This is a genomic window from Sphingomonas sp. (assembly GCF_019635455.1).
Classification (GTDB): Bacteria; Pseudomonadota; Alphaproteobacteria; order Sphingomonadales; family Sphingomonadaceae; genus Sphingomonas.
Genome location: NZ_JAHBZJ010000008.1, coordinates 159,214 through 172,144, shown reverse-complemented (window position 1 = coordinate 172,144; position 12,931 = coordinate 159,214). Strand labels below are relative to the sequence as shown.

10 protein-coding genes are annotated in these 12,931 nt (G+C 65.1%); 8 read left to right on the top strand and 2 right to left on the bottom strand.

Annotated elements, in window-relative coordinates; all coding sequences use genetic code 11:
* The first annotated feature begins 60 nt into the window (after nt 1–60).
* The 8 genes from KF783_RS11410 (at nt 61) to KF783_RS11375 (ending at nt 10,616) form a co-directional block, all read left to right on the top strand.
* Nucleotides 61–357 carry a hypothetical protein gene (locus KF783_RS11410; protein WP_294079404.1) on the top strand — a complete coding sequence of 99 codons (297 nt, stop codon included), beginning with the start codon at nt 61–63 and terminating at the stop codon, nt 355–357.
* Between the two features lie 73 nt (nt 358–430).
* On the top strand, nt 431–1,201 hold the full coding sequence (locus KF783_RS11405; protein ID WP_294079402.1) for a hypothetical protein: 771 nt from the start codon (nt 431–433) through the stop codon (nt 1,199–1,201).
* Nucleotides 1,202–1,316: 115 nt separating this feature from the next.
* Nucleotides 1,317–3,536: a DDE-type integrase/transposase/recombinase gene (locus tag KF783_RS11400; protein WP_294079400.1), complete on the top strand. Its 2,220-nt coding sequence runs from the start codon at nt 1,317–1,319 to the stop codon at nt 3,534–3,536.
* Nucleotides 3,536–4,531: a TniB family NTP-binding protein gene (locus KF783_RS11395; protein ID WP_294079398.1), complete on the top strand. Its 996-nt coding sequence runs from the start codon at nt 3,536–3,538 to the stop codon at nt 4,529–4,531. Before KF783_RS11400 ends, KF783_RS11395 begins: the two co-directional genes overlap by 1 nt.
* Before the next feature lie 79 nt (nt 4,532–4,610).
* Complete coding sequence (locus KF783_RS11390; RefSeq protein ID WP_294079396.1) at nt 4,611–6,398, top strand: hypothetical protein; 1,788 nt, start codon at nt 4,611–4,613, stop codon at nt 6,396–6,398.
* Nucleotides 6,399–6,447: 49 nt separating this feature from the next.
* The gene (locus KF783_RS11385) at nt 6,448–6,816 is read left to right on the top strand and encodes a hypothetical protein (protein WP_294079394.1); all 369 of its coding nucleotides are present in this window, start codon (nt 6,448–6,450) and stop codon (nt 6,814–6,816) included.
* A 474-nt stretch (nt 6,817–7,290) separates the two neighbouring features.
* Nucleotides 7,291–8,343 carry an alpha/beta hydrolase gene (locus KF783_RS11380; RefSeq protein WP_294079392.1) on the top strand — a complete coding sequence of 351 codons (1,053 nt, stop codon included), beginning with the start codon at nt 7,291–7,293 and terminating at the stop codon, nt 8,341–8,343.
* A 2-nt stretch (nt 8,344–8,345) separates the two neighbouring features.
* The gene (locus tag KF783_RS11375) at nt 8,346–10,616 is read left to right on the top strand and encodes a TonB-dependent receptor (RefSeq protein WP_294079390.1); all 2,271 of its coding nucleotides are present in this window, start codon (nt 8,346–8,348) and stop codon (nt 10,614–10,616) included.
* Between the two features lie 66 nt (nt 10,617–10,682).
* Here the strand turns inward: KF783_RS11375 and KF783_RS11370 are convergent, their stop codons facing one another.
* The gene (locus tag KF783_RS11370; RefSeq protein WP_294079387.1) at nt 10,683–11,201 is read right to left on the bottom strand and encodes a MarR family transcriptional regulator; all 519 of its coding nucleotides are present in this window, start codon (nt 11,199–11,201) and stop codon (nt 10,683–10,685) included.
* Nucleotides 11,202–11,283: 82 nt separating this feature from the next.
* Nucleotides 11,284–12,900: an alpha,alpha-trehalase TreF gene (treF, locus tag KF783_RS11365; protein WP_294079385.1), complete on the bottom strand. Its 1,617-nt coding sequence runs from the start codon at nt 12,898–12,900 to the stop codon at nt 11,284–11,286.
* Nucleotides 12,901–12,931: the final 31 nt, after the last annotated feature.

The following is a 12,931-nucleotide window of genomic DNA, read 5'->3' as shown; positions in this document are numbered from 1 at the left end:
ATACTTTGATCGGGCGGTCGTTGGGAGCACTGCCCAAACTTAAAAAGGGGACTTTCCGTTATGGCCTCTATCGCGGCTACTATTTCGCCAGGCCTCAATGATCAGAGAGGTCCTGCCGCAAACGACACCAGCACCCTCGACGACCTCGCCGTTGCCCGCGCGCTGCGCAGGATCCGCACAGGAAAGCCGTTCCACATCTCGGGCCAAAGGGTCCTCGCTGTGAAGAACGGGGCCGGGGAGGAAATCACGCTGATCAGCGTCGAGCCGCAACCCGGCCGAAGCGTGGTCACCCTCTGGTCAATCCAGCCGAACGTCGTTCGGGCTCTGCTCGCCGAGGGTGTGATCTCCTTCGATTGACCAGGCTTTCCAGCATGACGCGGCTGAGCCTGCACACCGCGCCAGTTCTCACACGCAGGAGGAGGAACAACAGATGGCTATTGCGCCCCTCGGTGTCGAACTCGCCGACATCATGGCAGACACGGTCGTCGACAAGATCGTATTCGCTCGCAACGGTGGGCAGATCCGCACGGTCGTAACCGGCACGAAGATCCACGAGACGTTCATGTATCCTTCCAAGCGCTGGCGTCGTTGCGGCTACGGCGACGGTCGCACGGAACTTGCCATGCACAAGATCGCCGAGGTCGTGCCGGACCGGCTCGATTTCTTGGCCCAGCCATGCCGCATCGAGGCCACTTTGCGCGGCAAGGCTGTCACCGCTTTCCCAGATGCCGCATGGGTCGATATCGGCGGACGTCCTATGCTCGTCGAAGCGAAGCGCCGCTGGGAGGACTTCGATCGACCGACGGCGATCATCCAGCAGGCCGTCACGCGCGTCGGTGCCGCGGCGCTCGGCTGGGACTATCATCAGGTTACGCCGGCGAATCTCGGCTCGGACGACTTCCTCGAGGCCGTCGACGAGGTGCAGGCGCACCGCTTCGTGAACGTGCCGCTGCGCATAGAGCAGGCGGTGGCGCGTGCGCTCAGCGAAGAGGGCGAACTCCAGCTTGGGGATCTGGCGCATGCGATGGGCGAGAGCTTCGGCCGCGGTCTGGCGTTCGCCTCGGCCCTGATGGTGCGGCGTAAGATCGCCTTCGACCTCCACCGCCCCGTAGACGAGCGCAGCATCGTCCGTCCGGCCCCCAAGCGCCCGTTCGCTTTCCCGACAATCCGCCTCTCATGCGCGGTGACGAACGCCGGCTGACCACACTCCGCCCCAGCCCAACGATCTCGAGATCCGGCCGCCTTTGGCCGACACCCGTCCGGCGACGCGCGAGCGCCGGAACGGCGGAGCTATGCATCGCGCAGGAGTAATGCAGATGACTGACATCCTTCGCGTCCAGCCGCCGTTGGCCTACGCTGAACTCCAGCGGCCGGGCACTGTGTTCTGCGTGCAGGACAAGCGCCTCATTTGGCGTGGCGAATACGGCGATGGCGAGATCAACGTCGAAGATTTCGAGACCGGGCAGCTTTACCGCCCGGTCGATCCTCAGACTGGGATCCGCCAGGTGGCGACAGTCCAATGGCTGCAGAGCGCCATCGCTTTCGGGGACTTCCAAGTCATCCGCAACGCAGACGGAACGCCCCACGAGACCAAGCGCGCCCCGTGCGCCGAGATGGACCGCGAGGAAATCCTCAAAACTGACGCGTTCGCCGAGGCGCGCCAGACGCTCCTGCAGAGGCTCTACGCTGCCGGCGCCACCCGCAACGATCCGAACCTCTCGTCCGCCATCGACAGCGCGTGGGCCGAGCTCGATGAGAGGTTTGGCAAGCGTCCCGCGACGAGCACCGTTCGTGAGTGGATGACGTGGACCGACCCGGAGCTGCCGTCGCTGTCGCAGCTCGTGAGCAACGCCGGTCGGGTGCCGCGCGCCAAACGTTTGGATTCGCTTGTCCGCGAAGTCATCGAGCAACGGGCGGACTGGTATTGGGCCGATCACGGGCGGCAGATCAAGGATGCGGAAGCTGCCGGACACGCCGACATCGTGAAGATTAACGTCGAGCGTCGTGAAGAAGGTCTGCCGCCCCTGAAGCAGCCCTCGCGCGAGGCATATCGGCGTGCGGTCCGCGCGTCGGAGTCAAAGGAGAACTACGAGCGCAAACACGGTAAAACGGCCGCTGAGCGTTACTGGCGACCGTCGATGGGCGGCAACTTAGCAAAACACGCGCTCGAACTCGTCTTCATGGACGACACGCCGCTCGACGTCGTCGCGTGCGTCCAGTCGCGCGCCGGCCAGCGGTTCCCAGCCGGGAGACCCTACCTATGCGTGGCGCTCGATCTCGCCACGAGGTGCGTGGTCGGGTTTGTCCTCAGCTTCAAACCGCCTACCACCCACACCGCTGCAGAGTGCCTGAAGCGTGTCGGCCGAGAGAAGATGCACCTCACGCAGGACTGGACGAGCCGCTACCCGGTGCTCAGGCAGGTCGCCGGGAAGCCGCAGAAGCTCTACTGCGACAACGGTGCGAACTACGTCTCGGGCGCGCTTCAGGACGCCTGCGCCGAGGCGGGCATCACCCTAGTCTTCGCGCCGGTCGACGCACCGAAGGCCAAGGCCGCCATGGAGCGGTTCTTCCGCACGCTGAAGACGTGGCTCCTTGCGAAGCTCCCAGGTCACACGCTGGACCCTCGGGCTCTGCGTGAGATGGGCATCAATCCCGAGGCCAGGGCAGTGCTTCTGGTGGAGGAACTGGAAGAACTCATCCAGGAGTTTATCAACACTTATCACATTTCGATTCACTGCGGCTTGAACGAACAGCCCGCCGCAGCCTGGCTCCGCTCGATCGAGTCCCGCCCGCGCTCCATCCTCGATGAACGCGCGTTGGACATGATGACCCTCCTGACGGTCCACGGCCGTCGCCTGACGACGAATGGAGTGCGCTGGCAGCACCTGAGCTATCGCGGTGAAAACCTGGAGCAGCTGCTCGCCTCCAACCTGCCGCGCGAGAAGATGTCAGGGCGGCTCAAGGCTACCGCCGCGGCGACGGTGAAGATCAAGATCGATCCCGAGAACGTCGGGCACATCTTTGTCTTCGATCCCGAGACCAGAACCTACCGGGAGCTGTTCGCCACGCAGCAAGACTATGCTGCCGGCCTGACGCTCGACCAGCACGAGCAGGCATTGGCCTGGGCGAAGCGTCGCAATCTCGCATTCAATTCCGAGGAGGAGCGCATGGCCGCGCTGAACAACCTCAACGAGTTCATCCAAAAACGGATGCCCTCGCTGGCAACGCGCGAACGTCGTGTGCTCGCTCGCACTACCGAAGGTCCGATCGCCCGAGACGAGGTCGACGTGCCCATCGGATACGCCGACCCGCGTCACGACGGCTTTGGCGAGACGATCGAACACGCCTCCACGGACAACGACCGAATCGATTGGGATCAGAAGCCGAGCCGACCGGCGAAGGGCAAGGTCGCCGACGGCGGCAGCCACGACGCCGATGGCCGGGAGGACTGGGATCAGAGCGAGTTCGACCCCGCCACCGGCCTCTTCCTCTCTCCGGCCGACGAGGACGAGCTCTTCGAGGAGGAATATGCCTGATGTTGAGGAAGTCGCCCAAGGCCAAGGTCATCCCGACCTTCGCCAACCAGGAGCTGATCCCCTCGACCGGTTCGCCAGTCGAGGACCTCAGCCTCGCCACAGCGCGGGTCACCGCCGCCAAGATCGTCGATTTCGACCAGATCTATCTGCAGCACCCCGCTCACAGGCGCCTGTTCGCGCAGTTCGACTATCTGCGGCAGGTGTGCAAGGCGCCCGGCCCCAAGCGGGCCATCAGGGTCGTCGGTCCGAGCAGCGCAGGCAAGTCGACGGCGATCGGCGAATACCAGCAGATCGTCGCGAGGCGTGGCGACGCGGAGCAAGGTGCCGTTCCGCTCCTCAGCGTCAAGCTCGATCGCGCCTGCACCACCAAGCGCCTCATGACCTCCATCCTCGACGAATATGGTGACGAGTATTCGGAGGCATCCGTGGAAAGCACGCTACGCAAGCGCGTCTACCTCTGCATCGAGCGACTCAAGACCGAGCTCATCTTCGTCGACGAGGTCCAGCACCTGAACTTCCGCGCCTCCGAACGCTCCGATCCCACCGACACCCTCAAGCGCATGCTGGATGACGGTGTCGTCGGTCTGGTGTTCGCGGGCGATCCGACCGCGCTCCCGCTGCTCAGTCGCAACATCCAGCTCGCCAACCGCATGATCGCACCCTGCGATCTGATGCCACTCGAGTTCGGAAAGCCGGAGGACAATGCCACGTTCAAGTCATTCGTTCAGCGCCTCGACGCCGCCATGGTCGAGCGCCGCATCACCGCACGCTCCTCAGGCTTTGACGATCCCCGCACGCTGCGCTGCATGTTCATCGTCTCGGCGGGGCTGCTGGGTCGGGTCGTGAACCTCGTCCGGGCGGCGCTCGAGGTTTCCACTCGGCGAGGCGCTGACTTCGTCGAACCCCACGACCTCTCTCGCGCCGTGCGCGATTGGGCGATGCCCCAGCTGATCTGCAAATACGATCCGTTCTCGGCGGGCGTGGTCGGTGGCTGAATTCGCTCCTTGGACGCGTCCCGAGCCTGGCTCGGGACGCGTGCTCTTCCCGCCGGAGGTAGACCCGCGCGAGAGCCTCATGGGTCTCGTCTTCAAGACCGCGAGCGACAACCACCACACCAACGTGTCCGCATTGCTGGAAGCAGCGGGCTATCCGCACGCCCGGGTCTTCGATCTGTCGATCAGACGCCATGAGCAGCGTGCGGGCCTGGCCCGAGTGCTCGGCACGTCCGAGCAGACGGTCCGCGCACTCGCTCATACCGAGATCAGATCCACGCGCGCCCTTCGGACCGTGCGCTTCCTCGATGCGGAGGTGCCCGACTACGATCTCACGTTCCGATGGCGCCGCATCTCGCCCGCGACCTTGCAAGCGGAGCCCTTCCACCGCGCGGCCTGGACGCACCGGCTCCTGCCGTTCTGTCCCCATTCGCTCGAGCTGCTCCTCGACACGTGCCCGGCATGCGGCGCCAAGCTCGACTGGTTCCGCGCCGAGGGTCTGACGCGCTGCGGGCGGAAAGGATGCGACGCCAGGCTCGACGGCGATTCCCAGCTCTGCCTTGAGGAGAACATCGACGCATATCGCAGAATGGCAGCGCTTGCCGCGCCCCGCGACGCGGCACGGGTCGCGTCGGAGCAGGTCGGCGAGCTGAAGCGCTGCGAGCCCGGCGCGATGTTCGAACTGGGCTGGCGGCTCGCTCGCATCGTCAATCTCGACCTCACGCCACGCAACGAGGGCGGCAAGCTCTCGCCGCAACGGATCGTCGCCACCCTCGCTACCGCCGACGATCTGCTGACCGGATGGCCGTCGCGCCTGCCCGCGCTCCTGCGGGATCGTCTGGGCCGCGACGGCACCTCGGTCAGTCTCGCGCAGCTCAAGGAACTGAGGCGAATGGTCAGCGCGATCGGCAGCTGGCCGCAGATCGCCGAAGTCATCCGGACCACATATCCCGAGCTCGTGGCAACCGGACGGCAGGCACTGCGACACCTCGCACCCAACATCATGACCGGATCACAGGCCGCGAAAGTCGCCCGGATCACGCCGCGCCTCTTCGCTCAAGTGAAGCGAGCCGGCCCGCTCGCCACCGTGACGCTGTCCGGCACCGAGCGCGCGTTCGCCGACTTCGAGCAGTCCGTTGTCGCTGAACTCGAAGCGGCGAAGCGCGGAAGCGTCCCGATCAACGCAGTCGTGGAAGAGCTCGGCATCGCCCAGCATGGCATCGAGCAGCTGATCGTCGGCGGTCTGCTGGAGCAGGAGCGCAATACGGTGCTGCGCGCGCTCTATCCTCAGATGCGGGTCACCTCCTCATCGGTTGATGCTCTTATCGCCGAACTGAATGCTCGCGGCAGCGCGCAGTCATCAGGTGAGGAGGTCCCGCTCAAACACGCCGTCAAGGCGCTCGCCGGCGAGAAGCCATGGGGTGCGATCATCGCCTCGATGCTGGATGGCGCGATCCGTTACCGCATCGCGCCCGGGACCGGCCGCCTTCTTCATCGCGTCCGGATCGATGTCGCATCGGTGCCGAACCTCGCTCGACTGAGCTTCGACCGGGCCGATCATCCCGAATTCGAGTTCGCAGGTCACATGACAAAGCGAGACGCAGAGGAAGCGCTCAACCTGGTTTCTGGCATCCTGCCGATGGCGCTCAGAGAGGAGCTCGGCAGGCGCGAGACCAGCCCGCTTCAGGTCACGGACATTCAGCGGATTGCCCGGATCCGGATCTCGCCTGCCGAGATCTGCGCCCGCACTGCGCTTGGTGCGAGGAAGCTCCCCGAGTTCCTCAAGCGATCGGATTTCCGCCGCGTCGGCGCAGCCGGTTGGGTCCGCAGCGAAATCGAACCGCTGCTCCGCGCCAAGCCGCCTCCTTGATCCGTGCGCCTGACGCCGACCTTATCGCAACACATGAAGGACATGGACGATGAACAAGACGCTCCACGAACTCCGCCACATCGAGCGCCTCTCCCGCTCGCTTTATTCCATCCTCGGCGACGAGCTCGGCGCACCCGTGCCACTAAAGGTCTGCTGCGCCACCGTGGCCGCCGGTCTGGCTCTCCAGCAGGATCGGCGCATCCTTCCGAAGGGCTATTGGTTCGGGCTCCCCTGGAACACGAACGCGGCCCTCTACTTCCTCGCGGGCCGCGGGTTCGTCTTCGACCCGCCGCTCGCGCTCGAGGCGCTCGAGCGCCTCGAGGAGCGGCACATCATCGACAGGCGGCGCATGCGCTGGGTCTCGAGGGACGAGAACTCCCTGCTGCATAACCAGCGCTTGGTCGAGACGTCGCGCTGATTAACTTCATCGGCTTGATGCCGAGCCCGGCCCCGGCGATCTAGTATCGCTTGCTGCGCCGAGTTGGCGCTGACTTACCTAAGGATATCTTTTATCGAGGCCGGTGACGCTAGTGCGTCGCCGGCCCTTTTTCTGGGCTTTTTCGGTGTTAGTTGTTCGTAAGCGTGTCCAACGAGCAAAAAGAAGTTCGTTAGCGTGTTCATCTTAGCTTGCACCGGTGTGCTTGTCAGAGGATCAAGGGGGGTCTGTAAACGTGCGCGATCAATTCGACAGCCATTGCCCATCGGCCGTTTCCGTTGGCCGAAAGAGGCGCGCCCGCGCATGTGATGCATTTTTGGCGCAGCACAGGCTTTGGCGCAGCACAGGCACGTTTACGCCGACCCGTGCGATTTGCTTGACAGTGAAGATATTTCGCCGCAATCCCCGCCTGGGAGAGGGTGCATGGGCAAAGCAAGCGTCCGTTGCGGTCTAATTATGGTAACGTTGTCATTCGCGGCAGCTGCGGCTTTTGCGAAGGACGAAGCCGCGCCTGCGGCGCGCGTCGATGTGCCGGCGTTCAGCCTTCCCTTTTCGGAATTCGCGTCGCCCAGCGCCCGTGAATGGTTCGTGCGCCGTGTGCTGGGGGACGGTCCCAAGCTCGGCCCGGATATCGCCCGGGTTCGCAAGGAGAATGAGGCGGTCGATATGGACCGCGTCGCGCGGATGCGGGCGCTGTTCGACGTGCGGATCGAGCGCAAGACGATCGCGGGCGTCCCGGTCCAGATCGTATCGCCGGCGCGCAAGGGCGATGCCACCCGCACGCTCGTCAATCTTCATGGCGGCGGTTTTCTGTGGGGCAGCGGCCCCGGCGCGCTGGTCGAATCGATCCCGATCGCGGCGGAATCGGGCATCACCGTGGTCGCGATCGATTACCGCATGGCCCCCGAAGCGCGTTACCCGGCGGCGAGCGAGGATGTGGCCGCGGTGTATCGCGCACTGCTGAAGGCACGGCCGGCCGGATCGATCGGTATCTATGGCTGTTCGGCCGGCGCGATGCTGACCGCCGAATCGATGGTCTGGTTTCAGCGGCATCGCCTGCCGGCGCCCGGTGCGATCGGCATGTTCTGCATGGGCGCGACGATGCCGGGCGGGGACAGTGCCTATCTGTCCACCGGCGCGTCGAACGGCACCCCGGGCAAGGGGTTCGATTTCAGCGCGCATCCGTATTTCGCCGGGGCCGATTTTCGCGATGCCGGGGTCGTCCCGGCCAGTTCCGATGCCGTCATGGCGGCGTTTCCGCCGACGCTGCTGATCAGCGGGACGCGCGACGGCGGGCTGAGTTCGGTACTTGCCACCCAATCCGCGCTGACCCGCAATGGGGTCGAGGCGCGGCTGCATGTCTGGGACGGCATGTGGCACTCGTTCATGTCCGACCCTGAACCGCGCGAAAGTCGCGAGGCGTATCGGGTCGTCGCCGAATTTTTCAAAGCGCACCTGAGACCGGCCAGCGCCGGCGGAAAACGGGGCGCCATCTCAAGGGGAGAGTGAGAATGAAGCGTGCAATCTATCTGGCGTCGAGCGCGGTCGTGCTGACGCTGTCGGCGACGCCGGCACTGGCACAGGACGCAGGCGCCGCTGCGGCTCCGGCGCCCGTTCAGGGTGACGAGATCGTCGTGATCGGTACGCCGGGCGGCAGCGGGACGAGCAAGCAGAAAGCGTCCTACGCGGTCACCACGATCAGCCCCGACACGCTGGAACTCGCCGCGCCCAAGAGTACGGCGGAGGTCTTCACCCTCGTCCCGGGCGTCTGGGCGGAAAGTTCGGGCGGTGTCGCCGGCGCGAATATCGACGTGCGCGGCCTGCCCGGTGGCGGCGACGCGCCGTGGGTGACGTTCCAGATCAACGGCGCGCCGATCTATGGCACCCAGTCGCTGTCGTTCCTGGAACAGAGCTCGATCTTCCGCGTCGATGAGACGATCGCTTCGACCGAAGCGGCGCATGGCGGCCCGAACGCGGTGTTCTCGAACGGCGAAGTCGGCGTCACGATGAACTTCAACCTGAAGAAGGGCGGCGATCGTACCACCGGTCGGGTGAAGCTGGGCGCCACCGACTATGGCCAGTATCGCGCCGACGCGGTGATCTCCGGACCGCTCGGCGAAGGCTTCTACTATATGCTGGGCGGCTATGTTTCGCGCTCGCCGGGTATTCGCGATGCGCAGTTCACCTCTGAAAAGGGGCAGCAGATCACTGCGCAGCTGACCAAGAAGCTCGACAATGGCGAGATCAATCTGTGGACCCGCTGGACCGACGATCACGGCCAGTGGTATCTGCCGATGGCGCTGGGTACGGGCAACAATCTCGGCACCTTCTCCCAGCTCGGCAATGCGACGCGCTATGAATCGCTGCGCATCGACCAGAACGGGACGACGGAAACCTTTGACTTCGCGCGCGGCCGCGGATGGAAGGGCAGCGTTTCCGGATTGAACCTCAATTTCGATCTGGGCGGCGGGTTCTCGGTCCGCAACAACCTGTCCTTCACCAAGGGGAGCGCCGACACGCTCGGCTTCGTGCCGGACGGCGCGCCGGTCACCGTGGCCCAGCTCAAGGCGGCGAACGGCCTGACCTCGGTCACCACGGCGGGCGGTGCCACGCTCGGCAACGCGGCCTATGTCCAGAATTACGGCCACTGGGTGGTGACGAAGGACATTCAGTCGCTGACCAACGACATCAGCATCAACCTGTCCTCCGGCGGCAACGATCTGACCGTTGGCTTCTATCATGCCGGCTGGTCGTCGGACGATTTCTGGACGCTGGGCAATTTCCGTCCGGTACAGAATGTCGCCAACGGCGACTGGCTGCGTAACGGCATCACCTGTGGCATGCTGCAAAATGCAGGTTCGGGTTCGGGCTGCTGGGCCTATGGCATCCGCTCGTCGGGCGATGCGACCAACAACGCGATCTACCTGGCCGACAGCTATGAGATCAACGATGCGCTGCGCATCGATATCGGCCTGCGGCAGAGCTGGCTCGACATCAACTATCTGCTCGACAGCGGGCCGGGTTATCCCGACGGCACCACCGATCTGAACGTCGATCGCAAGGCGAGCAAATTCTCCTACTCGGGCGCGGTCAATTACACCGTCAATTCCAATCTCGGCTTCTTCGCCCGCTATTCGAAGGGCTTCCGCCTCTTCAACTTCGACGATCTGCGCAACGGCGGCGGCGTCGCCCAGGTGTACAGCGTCGATCAGATCGAGAGCGGGATCAAATATCGCGGCGACATCTTCTCCGCCTATCTGACCGGGTTCCTCAACCATAATGACAGCTTTGACTCGGTGGTCGGCGGGGTGAGCAATGGCGCGTTCCGCACCCGCGCCTATGGTCTTGAGGTCGATGCCGCGATCCACACCGGCGGCTTCTCGTTCGGTGCGCTTGCGACCTTGCAGAACGCAAAGGTCACGGCGGCCACCAACACCGCGATCGTCGGCAACGAAGTGTTCCGCCAGCCCAGCTTCCAGATGCGCCTCTCGCCCAGCTATGAGGCCGATCTGGGTGGCGCGAAGGTGACGATCTATGGCGCGGCGCAGTTCGTCGGCGAGCGCTGGAGCGATCTGGCGAACACGGTCAAGCTGCCCGGCTACACCAAGCTGGACGCGGGGATCGAGGCGAAGTTCAACTCGGGCCTGTTCTTCCGCGTGGCCGCCGACAATCTGAACAACAGCCATGGCCTGACCGAAGGTGATCCGCGCGCTGCCGGATCGAACAACGGACGTCCGATCCTCGGTCGCTCGTTCACCTTCAACGTCGGGTTCGACTTCTAGGGGGCGGCGGGGCGGCCCATGGGCCGGGCGTGGCGCGTCGGCGTCCCGCCCCGGATCCCGGCGCCCCTACGCATCAGGATCCTCCGGACTGGCCGGCAGCTTCGGTTGCCGGCCATTTTTTGTCCGGTTGTCCGGCAGTTCCCCGGCCAGCATGCCGGTCGCCAGCACGGACGCATCGCGATATGCGGTCAGAAACCGGACCACCGTCGTCAGATCCGCGTCCGAAAAGCGCTCGACGATCTGCTGACCGCCCGCGATCGTCGTGGCATAGGCGGCAAGAAACTCGTCGACCCGATCGGCACGCACCGAAATGCGCACGCGCCTGCGGTCATTCTCATCGACCTGGCGATCGACCAGCCCACGCTTCAGCAATCGGTTGACCAGCGCGGTGACCGATCCGCTGGTCAGCGCCAGGCTGCGGCCCAATTCGCCGGAGGTCATGGACCCGCTCAGATAGAGCTGCTCGACCGCACGTACCTCGGTCACACCGATGTCGAGATGGCGCGCGGTGATGACCGCACGTTCAAGCAGGTGCGAAGCCAGTTCACGCGTCAGGCGCGCTACCTGAAGATGTGCATCGAGCAATAAGATACCCCTGGGGCGCGCAGCGCGCTGCAAAGCCCAGGGGCATTAGGCGAAACCGCCGCCCGAATAAAGTCAGGCGACCTTAAGGCGTTGATGGGGCAGGGGCGGCGGCCGGGCGATCCAGGTCGGGATATCGCGCGAGCAGGGCGCTGGCGATCCCATTGGTCCAGCCGAACCCGTCCTGAAGCGGATATTCGCCACCGCCGCCGGGCTTGCGCTCCTCGACGTCATATTTCTCAAGCATCTTGCCGGTTTCGGCATAGGTGCGCGCCACCGTGTCGAGCCAGCGCGCGGCGACGTCGTGCGCCAGATCCTTATGGCCGTAGCGGGCAAGGCCATCGATCGCGATCCATTGCAGCGGCGCCCAGCCATTGGGCGTATCCCATTGCTGGCCGGTGGCATTGCGGGTGGTGCGCAGCCCGCCCTGTGCGACCAGATCGCGCGTCGTCAGGGCCGCGACCGCATCAGCCTGTTTCGCGGAGGCCATGCCGACGAACAGCGGGTAGAGCGTCGCCGCCGACAGCACCGGGGTCGGCGCGCGCGTGACGCGGTTCCAGTCGGCATAGCGCCCGCCGCTCGACACCCACAGATAACGGTCCACCGCCCGCCGCCGCCGTTCGGCGCGCCCGGCAAAGTCCGCCGCGCAGCGCACGTCGCCCGCCGCGGCGCAGCCGGCGCCGATCCGCTTCTCCACGGCATAGAGCAACGCGTTGAGATCGATCGGTACGATATCGGTGGTGTGGATCGTCGCCAGCGTCGCGCCATCGGCGAACCAGCGCGAACTGAAGTCCCAGCCGCTTTCGGCCGCGGCGCGCAGATCGCGCCATACCGCCGGGGCCGGGCGTCCCTTCACCTGCGCGGCGGTGGCGCGATCCTCTGCGAAGGATTCATCGCGCGGCGTGTCGCGGCCGTCCCAATAGCGGTTGAGCAGGCTGCCATCCGGCATCGCCACCACGCGCTCGCACGCGCCGGTTCTGGCGACGCAGCCGCTTCCCGCCATCCAGAATCCATATTCGGTGCGCAACGCGGCCAGGCGCCGTGCCTTCATCGCCTTGTCCCCGGTGCGGCCAAGGTCCAGCATCAGTCCGAAAAAGGGCGGTTGCGACCGGCTGAGATAATAGGTGCGGGTGCCGTTCGGGATATGGCCGTATCGTTCGACCAGGCTGACGAAATCGTCGAGCATCGATTCGACCAGATCCTGTCGCCCATCGACCTGAAGGCCCAGCATCGTGAAATAGCTGTCCCAGTAATAGATTTCGCGGAACCGCCCGCCCGGCACGACATAGGGGGCGGGCAGCGGGATTTTCGATCCGCCGGCGACGGCGGGCTCGGGTTGGCGCACGAGTTCGGGCCACAGCGCGCGAACATGCGCACGCAGCGGCAGGCGCGGGTTCTCTTCCACACCGGGAACCGCGAAGTTTTCGAGGACGAAGCTGCGCAGCGCCTGGGCGTCGGCCGGGGGGCTTCGACGGTAATCGGCCATGATCGCGTCTGGCGCGCGCCGCGGAATCGCATCGACGAACGTCTTGTTGTCCCCGAACAACCGCCCTTCCTGCACGCGCACGAACAACTCGCCATACAGGTCGGAGGGGGAGGGCGGCGTCGGCGTCGGCGGTGCCGACTGGGCGGTCAGCGCCAGCGCGGCGATCACGGCGAACGCCGTTCGGAGCGAGAGTCGGACTCTGTTGCTCGGGGCCATCGGGTGGTTCCTCTTCTCTCTATTTTGCTGG